Origin of the sequence: Halococcus sp. AFM35, assembly GCF_051195015.1 — an archaeon.
Taxonomy (GTDB): Archaea; Halobacteriota; Halobacteria; order Halobacteriales; family Halococcaceae; genus Halococcus.
On record NZ_JBNTJU010000012.1, the window covers coordinates 17,647 to 34,724 of the forward strand.

Below are 17,078 nucleotides of genomic sequence, written 5' to 3' on the forward strand. Positions count from 1 at the left end.
AGCGCGATACGATGGCTGGCCGGTGTCAGGCGAGCGGTTCGACCAGTTCCGAAAGCGCCGCACGCGGGTCGTCGGCCTTCGCCACGCCGCTCGCGAGCAGCACACCTTCCGCGCCCAGATTACCCGCTGCGTCGAGGTCTGCGCCCGAGGAGACCCCCGCACCGCAGAGCACGCCGACGGACTCGTCGACAGCGTCGGCGGCCGCGACCGCATCCTCGACGACATCGGGGTCGGCCTGACTCACCGAGATATCGCCGCCGATGAGTTCGGGTGGCTCGACCGCTACTGCATCCGGCCCGAGTGCCGCCGCCGCACCCACCTGCTTTGGGTTGTTGGCACAGACGACCGTTTCGAGGTCCGCCCTCTCGGCGGCGTCGAGTGCCCCGTCGATGTCGGCGAGGCGGAGCCGGCGCTCGGAGTGGTTTATCAGGGTTCCGACCGCGCCCGCCGCCACCACCGCCTCGGCGAGCGTGCTTCCCGTATGACTGCCCTGCTCGACGGGTGAGACGTGCTGTGCCCACGTCTCGACTCCCGTGTCGGCGACCGCTGCGAGCTGCGACGTTTGGGGCGCGACGGCGATTCGCGCGCCCGATTCGCCAGCTACCTCGCGCGCAGCGGTGGCGATCTCGACCGCATCGGCCGCGTAGGCTTTCAAATTGACGAGGACGAACATGGTTTGAGCGAACCCGCGACGGACAAATATACTGTCGGTTGAAGCCGAGCGCCGTTCGAATCCCACCAGTGACTTCCCGTTTCTCGGCTTTCCACATCGTGATGGACGGACTTCCAGCCGACAGTATCGGTTGCGAGGTCGGTCGCTGGCGGATGCTTCGGGTGCGAGGCGTCAGGAGTCCTTTCGCTGCACGACGTCGCCGAGGGTGTATTCACCCGTCGAGGCTCCGCCCTCCCACTCGGTATCCGAAACGCCACCTTCGGTGAGCGTGATGTCGAGTTTGCGTTCGAGTTTGCTCTGCACGCTGTCGCTCGGGAGACTCGCACCGCGTTCGAGCTTCCGGATGAGGCTCGCCTTCTCGTTGAGTTCCTGTGCCAATTCCTTCTGGCTCAGTCCTGCCGACTCGCGTGCGGTACGGATGCGCTCGTCGTAGTCTTGGACGACTTCCTCCATGTCGTCGAACATGTCGTGTCGGCGCGCACCGCTCGAACCGCTCGACCCGCCGGCGCTCGACGAGCCTGCCGACCCGTCCGACGACGAGCCGGTCGAGTACTTCGTCGAGGGTTCTCCTGTGGACTGCTGCTCGACCTCGGTGCCGAAGTCCGCACAGTCGTCGCAGACGTCGAGTTCAGCACCCTCGATTTCCACCGTCGTCGGAGAAGACGTTTCCGCACCGCACATCTCACACTGAACCATGTCGGCCGAAGGCTACCCGCGCGTATAAAACGTCCGCCGCGCTACCGCCCCGGGACGAGTACATCCCACGCATGTGAGAGGCGCTGGAGTGCGGTCAGATGGCCGACGATGGCGAGGACGACCAGTAGCCAGCCGACGAGGCTCACGCCGAGCACCGAGAACTCGACGAACGCCGCCAGCGCCGTGGTGAGGCCGATGAGCGCGAGGCGGTCCGCGCGGCCGAGCAGCCCGCCATACACCCGGTCGAGACCGACCGCTTGGGCCTGCGTACCGAGATAGGAGGTCATCAATACACCGGTGACGGCCACGATGCCCAACAGCTCCCGCTCGATGCCGACCGCGAGTCCGACGACAAGCACGATGTCGGCGTATCGGTCGAGCACGTGGTCGAGCAGGTCGCCGGCCCGCGAGGCGGTCTCGAGTCGGCGCGCGAGTGCACCGTCGAGCAGGTCGAGCGCGCCATTGAATCCCACCAGCACCGCGCCGACGAGATACCACAGCGACTCGCCGCCCGCGAGCACGTAGGACACACCGGCCGCGCTGGCGAGGGCGAACGCCAGCGCGCTCACGGCGTTCGGCGTCAGCCCCACGCGAGCGGCCCAGCCGACGAACGGCTCCAACAGCCTGTCGGCGAGCGAGCGATACTGGTCGAGCGTCATCGGTGCTCACTCATGATAGCGCATCGAGAAAGGACACCGTTCCGGCGCTCGGTTCGCGCTCGCCGGCGACCACGCGCTCGATTTCGGCGGCGACCTCCTCGGGGGTGCGCTCGCTTGCATCGATCTCGTAGACGCTATCGGCTCCATGTTCCTCCACGGCCTCGGCAAGAATCACGTCGAGCGCCTCGCTCTCTCGGTTCTCCGCGACCGACGCCTCCGACTCGCCCCGCGCGGCGAGTCGTTCACCGAGTTCATCGGGGTCACATCGCAGGACGACGATGCGGTCGGCCGGCAGCCGGTGGGCGAGGTGGGACTCGACGAGTTCGATGTCCCCACTCGTTCGCTCGTCGAGAAACGCCTCGACCGCGTCCATGTCGGCGACGAGACTGTCACGGCTCTCGTCGGTTCCCGCATCGAGTCCCTCCTCGTGGATGCGGTCGTTCAGATGCACCACTTCGCGGTCGAGGCGCTCGGTCGCGGTCGTCTTGCCCGTGCCGGGCGTCCCGGTGACGACGACCCGCATGTTCACGCGAGCACCTCGTTTATCACTTCGACCGCGCGTTCGGTTTCTTCCTCTGTGCCACACGAAACCCGGATGCAGTCGGACAGACCGAAACTCGAACAGTCCCGGACGACGACGCCCTTCCGTTTGGCGGCCTCCGCGACCGCCGTGGCGTCGCCGACATCGACGAGCACGAAGTTGCCCGCACTCGGATAGGTGTGTGCATCGAGGTTTTCGGCCATGAACTCGCGTGCCCATTCGACTGTTTCCACCGTTCTTTCGACGTGCTCGCGGTCGTCGAGTGCGGCGAGACCGGCTCGGCAGGCGAGCGCGCTGGCCGCAAACGGCGTGTTCACGCGCGTGTACGCCCCGGCCCACTCGTCCGGAACCACGGCGTAGCCCAGTCGCACGCCCGCCAGTCCATAGGCCTTCGAGAACGTTCTGAGCACGGCAACGTCATCGCGGGCACTCCACTCCTCTCGCCCCTCGACGAGCGCGAGCGCGCTCTCGACACTGGCGAACTCGCCGTAGGCCTCGTCGACCACTATCAGGGTCTCCTCGTCGGTTTCGGCGGCGATGCGCTCGATTGTTTCGAGGCTCGCGGTCGTCCCGGTCGGGTTATGTGGAATCGTCAGATAGACGATGCGCTCGCCGTCGTAGGCGTCGAGCACGGTGTCGGGCGTCTGTGCGAACCCGCTCGACTGTTTCAGTTCGTAGCTGTTCACACGGCCGTGGTGATAGCGTGCGCTCATCGCGTAGTAGGCGAAGCCGGGTCGGGAGACCAACACCGAATCACCGGGGTTGAGCAGCGCGCGCGAGAGGTAATCGAGCGCGCCATCGCCGCCGTTGGCGAGCCAGACCTGTGCCGGTTCGACGTTCCATCGGTCGGCAATCGCCCCGGTGAGGTCGGTGTGGGCGCTTTTGGGGTATGTGTGGACCGCACTTGCCTGTTCGCGGATGGCGGCGGCCGCCGCCGGACTCGGGCCGTGTGGGTTCTCGTTCGAGGAGAGCGTCACCAGTTCGTCGGGCGCGAGACCCAGCTCGCGGGCGACCTCCTCGCTACCCCGGCCCGCCGCGTACACGGCGTGGTCGGAGAGGTCCCGTGGCTGCATGGTTCGAAAAGCGGGCGGCGAGGTTTAAGGATACTCACACGCCGATGGCCCCGATTCACCACCTCGCCCTCCTTGCCCGCTTGCTGACATCCGAAAGCACATAATCGACCCGAGCGAGAAGCGGATATCGAATGAATCGGACGGATACCATCGCCTTCACGATGCGCTTTCTGGGCGCGGTGCTGTTCGCCATCGGCATCGGTGCGGCCGTCGTCGGCGGCTATGCGCTGGTCCAGGAGGACCTCGGTCTCTGTGGCAACCCGATTCTCGAAGTCAGTTCGTCGAATACGTACGGCGACGACGTTCCCAGCCTCCCCGCAAACTCCCTCTCACCCGCCGAGCACGCAGCGTTCGTCGAGGCAGTCACCGGTCTCACGAGCGAGGCCGAAATCGACGGGCAGATTCGGACGAACGCGCTGCGCGAGGGCGCACTCATCACCTATCAGGGTGAACGCTACTATGCGGCCATCGGCTCGCTGAACCAGTGCGTCGCAATCGACCCGCTCGTCTTCCCGCTCGGGGTGGCGCTGGTCGGTCTCGGCGCGGTCGCCTACGTCAGCCCCACCCTCCGGCGCTGGTTCGAATCGATCATGGAATCGTGACCGAGTGGGCGAGCGTGCCGATACCCTCGATGTCGATAGCCACGCGGTCGCCATCCGAGAGAGGCCCGACGCCGGCGGGCGTCCCCGTCGCGATGACGTCACCCGGTTCGAGAGTCATGTAGGCCGTTATCTCTTCGATGAGTTCGGGTATCGAGAAGATGAACTGGTCCCGTGAGGAGTGCTGCCTGCGCTCGCCGTTGACGCGGAGTTCGATGGTCGCGTCTTCCGGCACCTCGTCGGGGCTTGCGAGCAGCGGTCCCATCGGCGCAGCGCCGTCGAAGGCCTTCCCGCGCACCCAATTCTGCTCGATTGACTGGTCGTCGCGGTTCGAGATGTCGTCGACACAGGTGAACCCGCCCACGACGTCCATCGCCTTCTCTTCGGGGACGTTTCGGCACTCAGTTCCGATGACGACGCCGAGCTCGGCCTCGTAGTCGATGCGTTCCTTGTCGGGGAGCAACTCGATGGTTTGGTTGTGACTCGCGACGGTGTTCGGCCCCTTCAGGAACAACATCGGGCGCTCGGGAACCTCGCTGTCCTGTTCTTCGGCATGGTCGGCGTAGTTCAGCCCGACACAGACGATCTTCGACGGCTCCGTCGGGGCGAGCACGTCGACGTCCTCGGGCGAATAGGTGTCGTCGGGAAAGGCAACTCGTCCAGTGGGACCGGCGTTTGCGGTGATGCGATTCTCGTCTGCGTCCCACTTGCCGGTGCGAACCTCGCCGTCGGGGTCGCGGAACCTGACGCGGTGCATACCCGCTTCTCGTCGCCGGATGGTATAAACGTACGCGAACCCGCTCGTGTTCCGGTTCCGCACGCTCGCCTACAGTATTAAGTGCGCGACGCGAGTATCGGAGGATGCAATGGAACTCACTTGGCACGGCCACTCGACGTGGTATCTCACCGTTGGCGACACCAGTCTGCTCATCGACCCGTTCTTCGACAACCCGCACACGGCGATGGAACCAGAGGACATCGACCAGCCCGACTACGTGCTGCTCACTCACGGCCACGCCGACCACATCGCCCACGCAGGCGCGTTCACTGACGCAACAATCGTCGCCCCTGTCGAGGTCGCCGCCTACGTCGAAAGCGAGATGGGGGCCGACGATACTGTGGGAATGAACATTGGCGGGACAGTCGAATGTGGCGACGCCCACGTGACGATGCACCGGGCCGACCACACCAGCGGCATCGACATGGGCTACGAGTACGAACTCGGCAACCCCGCCGGCTATCTCGTCAGCGACGAGCAACCGGGTCCCGACGGCACGGGCACGGCCTTCTATCACGCCGGCGATACGGGCCTGATGAGCGAGATGAAAGACGTCATCGCCCCCTACTTGCAGCCCGACGCCGTGGCGCTGCCGATGGGCGACCACTTCACGATGGGCATCTGGCAGGCAGCCATCGCAGCGGAGTGGCTGGAGGCTCCTCACGTCTTCCCGATGCACTACGACACGATGCCGCCGCTCGAAGCCGACCCCGAGGAGTTCGCCGATGCGGTCGCCGAACGCGCACCCGACAGCAAGGTCCACGTCCTCGACGACGATGGCTCGTTCACGCTCGACTGACCGGTAGTGTGAACCGCCCGCACGACCGGGACGCTTACGGTCGCGGCGCTCGCATGGCCGGTGCAATGGCAGACATCAACGTCAGCAGTACGTCCGAAGAGGGATTCGCCACGACCAGTCGGGTCGGCGGGTTCGAACTCACCGTCGACGCCACCGAAGAGCAGGGTCCGAGCCCGAACGGGACGCTCGTTGCCGACTACGCCTCCTGTTACATCCCCGCGTTCCGCGTCGGGGCCCAACAGCGTGACTACGACGACCTCGGACGAATCGAAATCGACGCCGAGGGCGACCTCGACGACGATGACGACCTCACTGCGATTCGGTTCGACATCCGTGTCGAGGCCGACCTCGACGGCGACGAGGACGAACTCGTCGAACGCGGCGAGGACATCTGCCACGTCCACGCGGCGCTGCGCGAGGAACTCCACGCCGACATTGCCATCGAAAGCGGCGCGTTCTAACCACCCACCTTTTTACTTCGAGGCATCGCGCGCCCAGGCGCGCTCACCCCTCTGCTCACGGGCGCTTCGCGCCCGTTCGCACGGTCCGAGGGAGCGAAGCTCCCTCGCTACTCGCAAAAATCTGGACCAAAAACTCCCGCTCGCAAACCGCGCGAGCGGCGAACCGCGCTCGTTCCACTCGCGCGGATGCTGCACCTCCCCGCAACCGCCGACCGCACAGCACCGCAGAAGCCCTCGGGCGCTCACTCCGTTCTCGCCCTCGCCCTTCATCCGCCAGGACCGCACAGCCGCAGCACCGCCACCGCACCGCGGCGGCCGCGCCGCCACGCCCATCCAGTCACGACTCGTCGAGCACCCATCCGAATGGTTAATTCGGCTACAAAACATCGTTTCAGCGAACCATTTTGTAGGGGTGCCACCAATTCCCAGTCATGGCGGTCGAAGACACGGAGTACGTGCAGGTCGCAACGCTGTCTGACCTCGAAGACGAGGGTCGAAAAGTCGTGAGCAGCGACGGCCGACCAATCGCCCTGTTCCATCACGAGGGCGAGGTCTACGCTGTCGACAACCGCTGTCCGCACATGGGTTTCCCGCTCACTCGCGGGACCGTCGAGGACGGCATCCTGACCTGTCACTGGCACCACGCCCGCTTCGAGTTGGAGGAGGGGGACACCTTCGACCTCTTCGCCGACGACGTGCAGACCTTCCCGACCGCAATCGACGACGGCGCAGTGTATCTCGACCCCGACCCCGAACCAGACGTGCCGCCCGCAACACGATTTCGAAATCGACTCGCCGACGGTCTCGAAGAGAACATCTCGCTCGTGATGGCGAAATCCGTCATCGGATTGGACGAGGAGGGTGAAGGGTTCTACACGCCCGTCGAGACGGCTGTCAACTTCGGGACGCGCTATCGCGCGATGGGGTGGGGTCGCGGTCTCACCACCTTGGGGTGTATGGCGAACCTCTACGACCACGTCGGCGGCCGGGACAAGCGCCGCGCGATGTTCATGGGCGTCCGGGAGGTCGCCGACGACTCCGCTGGCGAACCGCCACGCTTCCAGCAGTACGCCTTCGACAACCGCGACCTCTCGAAATCCCGACTCAAGTCGTGGTTCCGGGACACCTGCGAGGTGCGCGACACCGACGGAGCCGAGCGGTGTCTGCTCACGGCCATCGACTGTCTCGCGCCCGAGGAGGTCGCTGAAATCGTCTTTTCGGCCGCAACCGACCATCGCTACATGAACGTCGGCCATACGCTCGATTTCATCAATACCGCCTTCGAGACCGCCCAGCACCTCGGGTGGGAAGAACATGCCGACGCCGCGCTCGCCGCGACGGTCGCCCAAATCACGAACGCCACCCGTTCGGAAGAACTCTCCTCGTGGCGGCAACCCGTCGATATCGCGGGTCTCTGCGCGGATGCGAACGATCTCCTGCCCGATCTCGTTGCCGCTGGCGAGGGGAAGCAGTGGGAGCGCCCCGAGGAGTTCGTGGAGACGCTGCTTTCGGAGGACGCGGAGGCAATCATCGACGCGCTGACCGACGCCATCAGGGCGGGTGCGACGACCGAACAGCTTGCGGATGCGGTCGCGCGTGCGGCCACCCGCCGGGTGCTGTGGTTCGCCACGAACAACGAGTTCAACGACTGGAACACCGTCCACCACACCTTCACCTACGCGAACGCACTCCACCGCGCGACCGAAAAGACCGACGCGAGCGAACTCTACCGGGCGTGTTTCGACGGCGCAATGAGTGTGTATCTCGACCGCTTTCTCAACGCGCCGCGCGCGCCGGTGCCAGACCCCGGCGAGTCAGACCGCGCACCCGCGGACATCCGCACGGGCCTGCTCGATGCGTTCGACGAACAGGGGCAGGTCAATCAGGCGGCCATCCTCGTGAGCGAGCATTTCGATGCCGAGGGCGACCCCGGGGACCTCAAACGCACGCTCGGGCGCGGGCTGCTCCGCGAGGACGCCGATTTCCACACGCTGCAAAACCTGACGGCGGCCATCGAGCGCTTCGAGCACGTCGGCGACGAAGAGGAGCAACGGACGGCGCTGATGGCGACGGCGCGCTACATGGCCGCCCACTTCCCGACGCGCCGCGCCGCCGAGCAAACCTTCTCGATTGCGACGCGCCTGCACCGCGGCGAGCGCCTCCACGAGGTGGAGTAATAGTCCGTCGCCGAGCGCCATCGTTTAGCGCGCGGCGCGCACAGTCGAGGCATGAGCGAGCAGGCCGACCACGACTGGCCGGTTCTCGAATCGGTGGTCGAGTACGAAACGGGCTGGTACACGGGTGGCTACGACCGCGTCGAACAGCCCGACGGCAGCGAGAAGAAGTATTACTGGGCGGAGCTGCCGGCTGCGGTCGTGGTGGTCGCCCGCAGCGGCGACGAACTGGTGTTCGTCGACCAGTACCGCCCGGCCATCGGCGAGGGCTGTCTCGAACTCCCGGCCGGCATCGTCGAAGACGGCGAATCGGCCACCACGGCGGGCGCGCGCGAACTCCGCGAGGAGACCGGCTTCGAGGCGGCGGGCGTCTCGCTGCTCGAAGACTTCTGGGTTGCCACCGGCGTACTCCGCCACCGCCGCGCCATCGTCTTCGCCGAGGGACTTTCACCTACTGACCGCGACCTCGACGACAACGAGTTTCTGACCGTGACGACCATACCAATCGACGAGGCACTCGCCGTGGCGCGCGCGGAACCGGCCAACGACGCCACCATCGAGGGGTTGCTGCTCGCGCGCGAGGAGGGCCTGCTCTGACGAACGGCGGTTTTATTCGCCCGAAGCCGATATGGCTACCGTGAGCGACGAAATCACGCCCGACGAACTCGCCGGCCTGCTCGACGCCGACGAGCCGGTGCGCGTCGTCGATATCCGCTCGTCGGCCGCCTTCGAGCGCGGCCACATCCCCGACAGCGAGAACGTTCCCTTCGAGGAACTACCACGGCGCGTCGAGCGCTTCGATGACGCAGAGCACGTCGTGACGGTCTGCCCGCACGGCAAGGCCAGCCTGCAGGCCGCCCAGTTGCTCCGCTCGGCCGAAGCGGTCGATGACGCCACCGTCGAGAGCCTCGCGGGCGGTCTCGAAGCGTGGGACGGCCCGCTCGCTACCGCTGCCGAACACACCTCCGGCGACGACCGCGCGGTCCCGTCCGGCAACGAGACCGACGCACCGTTTTGAGCTACCCGTCGAGAAAGTCCCGTAACTCGTCGCCATCGCGGGTGTTGAGCACGTCACCAGCCTCAGCCCAGCCGCGCCGGGCGGTATGCACCCCGTACTGAAGCAGGTCGTAGCTCGCCGGTTGGTGAGCGTCGGTGTCGATGACCACCGTGGCCTCGGTCTCGATTGCCGTCCGAACCGCGCCTCCCGAGAGGTCGAGCCGTCGCGGGTTCGCGTTCACTTCGAGCGCCACCCCGTGTTCGGCGGCCACCTCGGCCACCCGCTCGAAATCGAGTTCGAGACCCGTGCGCTGGTTGAGATACCGCCCCGTCGGATGGCCGATGACATCGACGTGGGGATGCTCGATGGTCCCCACGATGCGCTCGGTGCCGTCGCCGTCGAGACCGCTGTGTGGCGACGCGACCACGATGTCGAGGTCTTCCAGCACGCCATCCCCGACCGAAACCCCGCCGTCGGCGTCGATATTCGCCTCGACACCCGCAAGTACCTCGATATCCGCGTCCGCCGCCGCGTCCTCGATGGTCTCGCGTTGTGCTTCGAGGTCCTCATCAGTGAGGCCCATGTCGGCGACGATTCCCGGACCGCTCGCGTGGTCGGTGATGGCGAGGTACTCGTGGCCGAACGCGGCCGCGCCTTCGACCATCTCCCCGATTGTGTGGTCGCCATCCGACCACTCCGAATGCACGTGGAGGTCGCCGCGAACGTCCGGTTCTGCGAGGAGGTCGGGCAGTTCGCCGTCGGCTGCGGCGGCGAGTTCGCCACTGTCTTCGCGCAGTTCCGGCGGAATCCATGGCAGTCCGACCGCCTTGTACATCCCTTCTTCCGTATCGCCAGCGACGCGCTCGCCGACCCGTTGTCCGGCCTCGACATCCTCGACTTCAGATATGTTAAAGACGCCGTACTCGTTGACCTTCAGTTCCTGTTCGATGGCACGATTGCGGAACCCGATGTTGTGGTCGCGGCTCCCGGTGAAATACTGGAGCGCGCTGCCGAACTCCTCGGGCACGACGACCCGCAAGTCGATGCGCACGCCGTCGGAGCGAAGGCTTGCCTTTCCCGTCCCGGCCTCGATGATGTCGTCCGCTCGTTCCCAGTCGATGAACCGCTCGACGACCGATTCGGCATCGTTGCTCGCGGCCAGCACATCGATGTCACCGATGGTCGCGCGCCAGCGCCGCAGTGACCCCGCGAGTTCGCAGTCGGCGACCGCCTGGGATGCCGCGACGTACTCCCGTACTTCCTCGCCGAGCGGACGAGCGTCGCCGAGCAGCGAGCGCTCGCCGGCCTGTCGGGCGAAGTCGACACCGGAGAGGATGTTTTCCTCCGTTTTCGCGCCGAAACCATCGACCTCGCGGATGCGCTCTGCGCGCGCGGCCGCTTCGAGGTCGTCCAAGTCCTCGACGCCGAGTTCCTCATAGAGGGTGCCAACGGTCTTGGGACCGACACCCTCGACGCGTGTGAGCGCCGCCATATCAACAGGGAGTTCGTTGCGTAGCTCCGCCAACTCCGCTATCTCACCGGTCTCGACGTACTCGATAATTTTCTCTGCGAGTGCCTCGCCGACCCCCTCGATTTCCTCGACGGCGTCTTGCCCCTCAGCGACCAGTGATTCGACGGACTCGGGATGGGCGCGGACGTTCTCGGCCGCCCGGCGGTACGACTGGGGTTTGTATTCGACACCTGTGGCTTCGAGGCGGGCGGCGAACTCCTCGAAGCGGTCGGCGACGGCGTCGTTTTCCCTCATCGGCGCGCCCTCGATTCGTCCTGCCCGAGCGCCTGCTGCAGGAAGTTCATCCAGCGCTTGCGGTCGGCGGCCTCCTTCGCGGTCGCTTCACGTTCGACGTCCGCCGTGCCGAGGTCGGAGAGTGCGTGCAGCGCGCGCTCGATGCCGATGATGCTCTCCGTGAGTTCCTCGCCGCGCTCGCGGCTGATGTCGCCCTCTTCAAGGCGCTGTCTGCGCGCGAGGCGCTCGCGCCGGAGGTTTCGTTTCGCGCGCTCGACGGTCTCGCGCTCGTCGGCCGGCACCGACCCGCGCGAGCGCGTCTCGAAGACGAACTCCCGCAGCGCGAGTTGCTCGTCCTGAACAGTTATTTCGTCCGGGATATCGGCCCCGACGGTCGCGCCCTCGCGGTTGATGCGCGCGAGGAGCTGTTTTCGCTCGTACGGTTTCATGAGGTCTCTGGGAACCGAATCCACTTCGACCCTCCGGCCGGCGGTCGAACCACCGGCGGCCTACACCCGTTCGATGATCGTGGCGACACCCTGTCCGAACCCGATGCACATCGTCGAGAGCGCGTACTCCTGTTCTGTACGCTGGAGTTCGTGGGCGAGCTTCGTCACGAGCGCCGCACCGGTCGCGCCGAGGGGATGGCCGTGGGCGATGGCTCCACCGTTGACGTTCGTGCGCGCCCAGTCGGCACCGGTCTCATCGAGCCACGCGAGTACGACCGGCGCGAACGCCTCGTTCACCTCGAAGACATCGATGTCATCGACAGCCATGTCCGCCTTCTCCAGCACGTTCTCGGTCGCCGGAATCGGGCCGGTGAGCATCGTGACCGGGTCCACACCCACGACCTCCCGCTCGACGATGCGCGCCATCGGTTCCCAGCCATGTTCCTCGACGGCCGCCTCGCTGGCGAGAACGAGCGCGCCAGCCCCATCGACGATGCCCGAGGAGTTGCCCGCGTGGAGCACGCCGTTGCCTTCGCCGCGGAAGGAGAGCGGAAGCTCGCCGAGCGTCTCGCGGTCGGTGCCCGGTCGCGGATGGCCATCCTTCTCCACAGTAATGGATTCGCCGTCGAGTTCGGTCTTAACGGGAGCGATTTGGGAGTCGTATCGGCCCTCGTCCCATGCCTTGCCCCAGCGCTGTTGGGAATCCGCGCCGAGTTGGTCGACCTCCTCGCGGGTGATGTCGTACCCTTCGGCGATGCGCTCGGCTCCCTCGCCCTGCGTGGTGAGTTCCTCGAAATGCTCGAAGTAGGTATCGGTGAGGCTGTTCCCATCCGACCCCATCGGTATCCGGCTCATGTGCTCGACGCCGCCGGCGACCACGACCTCCTGACTTTCCGATTGGACCTGTGCGGCGGCGAAATTGATCGCCTGCTGGCCCGACCCGCACATCCGGTTCAACTGCACGCCCGGTACGCCGTCGCCCCACCCGGCGACCATCGGCGCGAGCCGCGCGATGTTCATCCCCTGCTCGTCGACCGGCGTCACACAGCCATACACCACGTCCTCCACGATTTCGGGGTCGAACCCGACCCGCTCTTCGAGCGCGTTCAGGGGAGCGGCCGCGAGGTCCTGCGGATGGGTGTCGCGGAACTGGCCATCGCGCTTGCCAAAGGGTGTCCGAACTGCGTCGACGATGTACGCATCTCGCATACCCAGTCTAGCATGGTTGCCCGTAAGTAGGTTGGCCCGTGTGGACGCGGTACATGAATACCCGAACCAACCGCCGGTGGGTGGGATGCAAACGGTGTGGACGGCGGCTCAGACGTGTGGTTTCGCCAGCAGCGCGTCGCGGGGCTGCTCGTCGAGCCAGTCGAGCAGTTGAACTAGTTGGTCGGTGGCGGCCTCGAACAGTCGTTCACCTTTCTCGGCGGTGGCGTCGGTCTGGTCGCCGAGCACTCCGTTTTCGGTGTTGTCGATGGAATCGTAGAACGTTCGCGCGCCGTGGACTGCCATCTCGTCTTCGTCGAACTCGACGAGTCCGCCGTCGCGGGCGGCTTCCAATTCTTCGCCACGAACGAGGTCGGGCGCGATGTGTTGAATCATCGCGGTCTCCTTCGGCCCGCCGTGGGGACCGTTCGTTGCGAACAGTTCGTCGACGAGGTCGGGAATCGAATCGTTCCACATCCACTCGATGGCGTAGGCGTCGCCCGCCTCGCGCAGGCGACGGCCGACTTCGCGGAGGTGGACGACGTTGCCGCCGTGGGCGTTGACGAAGACGATTCTATCGATGCCGTGATACGTGAGGTTGCGCGCGAGGCTTGCCATGTAGTCCCGGAAGGCCGGCGGGTCGACCCACATCGTGCCGTTGAACTGGCGGTGGTGGGGGCTGACGCCGACGTTCACCGTGGGCGTACAGAGTATCCCTGTGCGGTCGGTGGCCTCGTGGGCGAGCGATTCGGCGATGAGATGGTCGGTCGCGAGCGGGAGGTGGGGACCGTGCTGTTCGGTCGAACCCACGGGAACGACCGCGAGCGACCCCATATCATCCAGTTCCGGCCACGTCCGATCCGCGAGATACATACCCGCGGTCGGTCGGGCCACGGGATAACGGTGTCCACTCGGGAGCGAACGGGAACATCCTTCCATCCGGCCCCTTTCCTCCGTATATGGACCCGCTCGCCCTCCGGGAGGAGATACCGGTTCTCGACGAGGTCACCTACCTGAACACGGGCGCTGCAAGCCCAGCACCGAGAAGCGTCGTCGACGCCGCCATCGAGGAAATCGAACGCCAGCAGTACGTCGCTCCCGGCGGCGAGGGAGCCTACCCCGCCCTATTTGGATGCTTCGAGGACACCCGCGAGCGCGTCGCCGACTTTCTGGGCGCTGACACCGACGAAATCGCCTTGACCAACAGCACCGCCGACGGCATCAACCGCATCGCAACCGCGCTGCCGTGGCAGGAAGGCGACGTGGTCGTCCGCACCGACTGCGAGCATTCGGCAGGAATCTTGCCGTGGAAGCGACTCCGTGACCGCCACGGCATCGAGGTGCGTGTGCTCGAAACGGATGCGGGACGAATCGACCGCGAGCAGGCAACCGAGATGCTCTCGGGGGCCGACTTGCTCTGTCTGAGTTCCATCACGTGGAACTATGGCACTCGATTACCCATTGCGGACCTCACCGACATCGCCCACGACGCTGGCGCGCGGGTGCTCGTCGATGCCGTCCAGTCACCCGGACAGGTCGATGTCGATGTCAACGAGTGGGGCGCTGACTTCGCCGTCGGCGCTGGCCACAAGTGGCTCTGTGGGCCGTGGGGTGCCGGCTTCCTCTACGTCGACGACGAGGCGACCGCCGCGCTCGATCCCGACCGGGTGGGCTACCGGAGCGTGACCGACCCGAACGCCGACGACTACGCGTTCGCGGCGGGTGCAAAGCGCCTCGAAGTCGGCACGACCTCGCCCGCGCCGTACGCGGGGCTACAGGCGGCCATCGAGATGATGGAATCCATCGGCATCGACACCATCGAGGAACGAATCGAGCGACTTACCGACCGGCTCAAAGCGGGCATCGACGACGACCGACTGCTGAGTCCACGGGAATACGAGTCCGGATTGGTCACGGTTGCAGCCGACGACCCCGAAGCCACCGTTTCGCGCCTTTCCGACGAGGGCATCGTAATTCGCTCGCTGCCGTCGCCGGCGGCCGTCCGGGTCTCGGTGCATGCGTTCAACACCGACGAGGACATCGACGCGCTCCGTGGGGCACTCTGATATGCCGCCGACGGAGGACGGTAGCACTAAAAGGTTCGGACGCAACGACTCACGCATGAACGTTCCACAGCTGACGACGGTCGATGGAGCCTACCAGTACCTGATGGGGATTTTGCTGCTGCTCGTGGTGCTGTTCGCGCTGCTATTCGGCGGCATGTATCTCGGCTATCTCACCTTCTGATACTGTCGGACAGCGATATTCTGTCCCGAACAGCCGATGAATCGCTCGACTGCACGCTGGAACGCCAGTCATGTTCACACGAACCCCTGTCCGACAGTATGAGGCACGCTGCGGCTCGAAAGCGCGATGGCTAGCTCACATCGGTCTCGCGCAGGCGAACACCTTTGCCGGCGAGATGGCGCAGCTGGTTTCTGGCGAACTCCTCTTCGCGGGTGCCCCGCGTGGCGAGCACGTAGACCTGTGAGTTGCCCGTCGGGCGCATCGTTCGGCCGGCGCGCTGTGACCCCTGCCGGCGCGAGCCGCCGAGTCCGGAAGCGACGATGGCGACTTCCGCGCTCGGCAGGTCGATACCCTCGTCGCCGACCCGCGAGACGACTAACCTCTCGCGCGCCCCGCGCCGGAACTCGTCGAACAGCCGCTCGCGCTCTGCATACCGCGTCTCGCCGCTGATGAACGGAATCGAGAGTGCCTCGGCGTACTCCTCGCCTTGGTCGAGCCACTCGACGAAAATCAGCGTCTTCGCCTCCCCATGCTCGGTAAGCAGCGAGCGCACGGCATCGAGCTTTGCGGGGTTCGTGCCGGCGACCTGCCGGCGCTCGTGGCCCTCGACGCTCGCGTACTCGGTGCGGTCGGTCTCCGAGCGCCACGGCACGTACCGCAGTTCGATTTCGGGTTTGGCGACGAAGCCCGCCTCGAACAATTTCGCCCAGTCAGTCCCGATGGGCGGGCCGATGAGCGTGAATATCTCGCCCTCCTTGTCGTCCTCCCTGATCGGTGTTGCCGACAGCCCGAGGCGGTGTTTGGCCTGGAGGTCGGCGCTGCGCCGATAGATGGACGCCGGGACGTGGTGGACCTCGTCATAGACGATGAGACCCCAGCGCCGCTCGTCGAACAGTTTGCGATGGCGGTCCATTCCTGCCGTTTGATAGGTGGCGATGGTCACCGGCCGAATCGACTTCTCGCCGCCGTGATACTCGCCGACCTGTTCGGGGTCGAGGGAGGTGTTTTCGAGCAACTGCTCGCGCCACTGACCCGCAAGCTCGCGGCTCGGCGCGAGAATCAGCGATTCGCCACCGACTTCGGCCATCGCACCGATGGCAGCGACCGTTTTGCCGCTGCCCGGTGGCCCGACGAGCACGCCCGCCCCGGTATCGAGAAACCGGTCGAGCCAGTCCTCCTGATACTCGCGCAGGTCGATATCGAGGTCGATGTCGAGCACCGCACCACCTTCGAGTTCGCGCTGGTCCTGCACCGGGTAGCCAGCGTCGTAGAGCGTGCGCTTAATCGCGCCCTCTTTCCCCTCGACCACCCAGCTCTCGGTGTCGGAAATCGGCCCGTGGAGCTGGTCTTCGTCGAGCTTCTGGCGGGCGATGTTGCCCATGAGTTCCGGGCTTTCGGCTTCCAGTACCGTGTAGCCGTCGGCGTGCGTCGTCAGCGCGAACTTCCGGGCACGCGTCCACTGGCGTTCGACCCATTCTTCGAGTTCGGGCGTCTCCCCCAGCACGTCGCGCATCGTTCCGATGAGACCGTCGATGTGGTCGTAGGGTGCCCACCAGACGTCCTCCTCGCGGATCTCGTAGATATAGGCATCCGCCGAGGAATCGACGAGGTGGGCGAACTGCGTGAGCTGTGCGCGCGTGAACTGTTCGGGCCGTTCGACGACGAGTTCGCGCCGTTCGGGAAAGACGATGACGTGTTCGGGGTCGACGAAGTCGGCGAACCCGCGGGGATACCACAGCACAGGGTCGTCGCTCACGTCCATCCGTTCGAGTTTCCCGGCGTCGGCTAGTTCGTCGAGCGCATCGCTCGCTTCTGTTTGGGTGCAATCGAGGACGCGCGCCACCGCGCTCGCGGTCGCCACCGGCTCGCCGAGTTCTTCGAGCGCTGCCCGGAACGCGGCGGCGGTGATGGCGGTCTCGTCCGTCGACCCCTCCTCGCTCTCCGGCGACTGTTCGCTCGCGTTCGGGTCCGTCACTGGCGTT

General features: G+C 65.9%; 19 protein-coding genes. 8 read left to right on the plus strand and 11 right to left on the minus strand.

All coding sequences use genetic code 11. The features are described 5' to 3' along the window. Window positions 1–25: 25 nt before the first annotated feature. The 5 genes from tpiA to hisC form a co-directional block, all read right to left on the minus strand. Window positions 26–673: a triose-phosphate isomerase gene (tpiA, locus tag ACQUQO_RS10765; RefSeq protein WP_435078004.1), complete on the minus strand. Its 648-nt coding sequence runs from the start codon at window positions 671–673 to the stop codon at window positions 26–28. A gap of 171 nt (window positions 674–844) precedes the next feature. Then, entirely contained in the window at window positions 845–1,369 is a 525-nt protein-coding gene (locus tag ACQUQO_RS10770) for a multiprotein bridging factor aMBF1 (protein WP_435078005.1), read from the minus strand. Window positions 1,370–1,410: 41 nt separating this feature from the next. After that, window positions 1,411–2,028, minus strand: a complete 618-nt coding sequence (locus ACQUQO_RS10775) for a CDP-alcohol phosphatidyltransferase family protein (RefSeq protein WP_435078006.1) — start codon at window positions 2,026–2,028, stop codon at window positions 1,411–1,413. A 10-nt stretch (window positions 2,029–2,038) separates the two neighbouring features. Continuing rightward, the gene (locus ACQUQO_RS10780) at window positions 2,039–2,551 is read right to left on the minus strand and encodes an adenylate kinase family protein (RefSeq protein WP_435078007.1); all 513 of its coding nucleotides are present in this window, start codon (window positions 2,549–2,551) and stop codon (window positions 2,039–2,041) included. Window positions 2,552–2,553: 2 nt separating this feature from the next. Then, a complete protein-coding gene (gene hisC, locus ACQUQO_RS10785; protein ID WP_435078008.1) occupies window positions 2,554–3,642 on the minus strand; it encodes a histidinol-phosphate transaminase in 1,089 nt (362 codons plus the stop codon). Between the two features lie 131 nt (window positions 3,643–3,773). Between hisC and ACQUQO_RS10790 the strand changes: the two genes are divergently transcribed. Then, window positions 3,774–4,244, plus strand: a complete 471-nt coding sequence (locus ACQUQO_RS10790) for a hypothetical protein (protein ID WP_435078009.1) — start codon at window positions 3,774–3,776, stop codon at window positions 4,242–4,244. On the opposite strand, the gene ACQUQO_RS10795 is transcribed toward ACQUQO_RS10790, so the two are convergent. Beyond that, window positions 4,231–4,998 (minus strand): fumarylacetoacetate hydrolase family protein, encoded by a 768-nt coding sequence (locus ACQUQO_RS10795; RefSeq protein ID WP_435078011.1) that lies wholly within the window; start codon window positions 4,996–4,998, stop codon window positions 4,231–4,233. The genes ACQUQO_RS10790 and ACQUQO_RS10795 overlap by 14 nt on opposite strands. Before the next feature lie 109 nt (window positions 4,999–5,107). On the opposite strand from ACQUQO_RS10795, the gene ACQUQO_RS10800 reads away from it, so the two are divergent. The 5 genes from ACQUQO_RS10800 to ACQUQO_RS10820 all read left to right on the plus strand — a co-directional run bounded on the left by ACQUQO_RS10800 (window position 5,108) and on the right by ACQUQO_RS10820 (window position 9,471). Then, a complete protein-coding gene (locus ACQUQO_RS10800; RefSeq protein ID WP_435078012.1) occupies window positions 5,108–5,818 on the plus strand; it encodes a metal-dependent hydrolase in 711 nt (236 codons plus the stop codon). Between the two features lie 65 nt (window positions 5,819–5,883). Then, complete coding sequence (locus ACQUQO_RS10805) at window positions 5,884–6,279, plus strand: OsmC family protein (protein ID WP_435078014.1); 396 nt, start codon at window positions 5,884–5,886, stop codon at window positions 6,277–6,279. A gap of 431 nt (window positions 6,280–6,710) precedes the next feature. After that, window positions 6,711–8,456, plus strand: a complete 1,746-nt coding sequence (locus tag ACQUQO_RS10810) for a Rieske (2Fe-2S) protein (protein ID WP_435078015.1) — start codon at window positions 6,711–6,713, stop codon at window positions 8,454–8,456. A gap of 51 nt (window positions 8,457–8,507) precedes the next feature. Next, on the plus strand, window positions 8,508–9,050 hold the full coding sequence (locus tag ACQUQO_RS10815; RefSeq protein WP_435078017.1) for an NUDIX hydrolase: 543 nt from the start codon (window positions 8,508–8,510) through the stop codon (window positions 9,048–9,050). A gap of 40 nt (window positions 9,051–9,090) precedes the next feature. Further along, window positions 9,091–9,471, plus strand: a complete 381-nt coding sequence (locus ACQUQO_RS10820; protein ID WP_435078019.1) for a rhodanese-like domain-containing protein — start codon at window positions 9,091–9,093, stop codon at window positions 9,469–9,471. 1 nt (window position 9,472) lies between these two features. Here ACQUQO_RS10820 and polX read toward each other — a convergent pair whose 3' ends face one another. The 4 genes from polX to ACQUQO_RS10840 all read right to left on the minus strand — a co-directional run bounded on the left by polX (window position 9,473) and on the right by ACQUQO_RS10840 (window position 13,722). Continuing rightward, window positions 9,473–11,215, minus strand: a complete 1,743-nt coding sequence (gene polX, locus ACQUQO_RS10825; protein WP_435078021.1) for a DNA polymerase/3'-5' exonuclease PolX — start codon at window positions 11,213–11,215, stop codon at window positions 9,473–9,475. Continuing rightward, entirely contained in the window at window positions 11,212–11,643 is a 432-nt protein-coding gene (locus ACQUQO_RS10830; RefSeq protein WP_435078023.1) for a DUF5788 family protein, read from the minus strand. Before ACQUQO_RS10830 ends, polX begins: the two co-directional genes overlap by 4 nt. Before the next feature lie 60 nt (window positions 11,644–11,703). After that, window positions 11,704–12,852 (minus strand): thiolase family protein, encoded by a 1,149-nt coding sequence (locus tag ACQUQO_RS10835; protein WP_435078024.1) that lies wholly within the window; start codon window positions 12,850–12,852, stop codon window positions 11,704–11,706. Between the two features lie 108 nt (window positions 12,853–12,960). Then, the gene (locus ACQUQO_RS10840) at window positions 12,961–13,722 is read right to left on the minus strand and encodes a creatininase family protein (protein ID WP_435078025.1); all 762 of its coding nucleotides are present in this window, start codon (window positions 13,720–13,722) and stop codon (window positions 12,961–12,963) included. An 86-nt stretch (window positions 13,723–13,808) separates the two neighbouring features. Between ACQUQO_RS10840 and ACQUQO_RS10845 the strand changes: the two genes are divergently transcribed. Both ACQUQO_RS10845 and ACQUQO_RS10850 read left to right on the plus strand, forming a co-directional pair. After that, window positions 13,809–14,915, plus strand: a complete 1,107-nt coding sequence (locus ACQUQO_RS10845) for an aminotransferase class V-fold PLP-dependent enzyme (protein ID WP_435078026.1) — start codon at window positions 13,809–13,811, stop codon at window positions 14,913–14,915. A gap of 55 nt (window positions 14,916–14,970) precedes the next feature. Then, a complete protein-coding gene (locus ACQUQO_RS10850; RefSeq protein WP_435078027.1) occupies window positions 14,971–15,096 on the plus strand; it encodes a hypothetical protein in 126 nt (41 codons plus the stop codon). Between the two features lie 130 nt (window positions 15,097–15,226). On the opposite strand, the gene ACQUQO_RS10855 is transcribed toward ACQUQO_RS10850, so the two are convergent. Continuing rightward, window positions 15,227–17,071: a DEAD/DEAH box helicase gene (locus ACQUQO_RS10855; protein WP_435078028.1), complete on the minus strand. Its 1,845-nt coding sequence runs from the start codon at window positions 17,069–17,071 to the stop codon at window positions 15,227–15,229. Window positions 17,072–17,078: the final 7 nt, after the last annotated feature.

Bases quoted from the DNA above. Each gene is read 5' to 3' on its own strand.
- tpiA (WP_435078004.1), bottom strand. From the start codon at position 673: ATGTTCGTCCTCGTCAATTTGAAAGCCTACGCGGCCGATGCGGTCGAG.
- ACQUQO_RS10770 (WP_435078005.1), bottom strand. From the start codon at position 1,369: ATGGTTCAGTGTGAGATGTGCGGTGCGGAAACGTCTTCTCCGACGACG.
- ACQUQO_RS10775 (WP_435078006.1), bottom strand. From the start codon at position 2,028: ATGACGCTCGACCAGTATCGCTCGCTCGCCGACAGGCTGTTGGAGCCG.
- ACQUQO_RS10780 (WP_435078007.1), bottom strand. From the start codon at position 2,551: ATGCGGGTCGTCGTCACCGGGACGCCCGGCACGGGCAAGACGACCGCG.
- hisC (WP_435078008.1), bottom strand. From the start codon at position 3,642: ATGCAGCCACGGGACCTCTCCGACCACGCCGTGTACGCGGCGGGCCGG.
- ACQUQO_RS10790 (WP_435078009.1), top strand. From the start codon at position 3,774: ATGAATCGGACGGATACCATCGCCTTCACGATGCGCTTTCTGGGCGCG.
- ACQUQO_RS10795 (WP_435078011.1), bottom strand. From the start codon at position 4,998: ATGCACCGCGTCAGGTTCCGCGACCCCGACGGCGAGGTTCGCACCGGC.
- ACQUQO_RS10800 (WP_435078012.1), top strand. From the start codon at position 5,108: ATGGAACTCACTTGGCACGGCCACTCGACGTGGTATCTCACCGTTGGC.
- ACQUQO_RS10805 (WP_435078014.1), top strand. From the start codon at position 5,884: ATGGCAGACATCAACGTCAGCAGTACGTCCGAAGAGGGATTCGCCACG.
- ACQUQO_RS10810 (WP_435078015.1), top strand. From the start codon at position 6,711: ATGGCGGTCGAAGACACGGAGTACGTGCAGGTCGCAACGCTGTCTGAC.
- ACQUQO_RS10815 (WP_435078017.1), top strand. From the start codon at position 8,508: ATGAGCGAGCAGGCCGACCACGACTGGCCGGTTCTCGAATCGGTGGTC.
- polX (WP_435078021.1), bottom strand. From the start codon at position 11,215: ATGAGGGAAAACGACGCCGTCGCCGACCGCTTCGAGGAGTTCGCCGCC.
- ACQUQO_RS10830 (WP_435078023.1), bottom strand. From the start codon at position 11,643: ATGAAACCGTACGAGCGAAAACAGCTCCTCGCGCGCATCAACCGCGAG.
- ACQUQO_RS10835 (WP_435078024.1), bottom strand. From the start codon at position 12,852: ATGCGAGATGCGTACATCGTCGACGCAGTTCGGACACCCTTTGGCAAG.
- ACQUQO_RS10840 (WP_435078025.1), bottom strand. From the start codon at position 13,722: ATGTATCTCGCGGATCGGACGTGGCCGGAACTGGATGATATGGGGTCG.
- ACQUQO_RS10845 (WP_435078026.1), top strand. From the start codon at position 13,809: ATGGACCCGCTCGCCCTCCGGGAGGAGATACCGGTTCTCGACGAGGTC.
- ACQUQO_RS10850 (WP_435078027.1), top strand. From the start codon at position 14,971: ATGAACGTTCCACAGCTGACGACGGTCGATGGAGCCTACCAGTACCTG.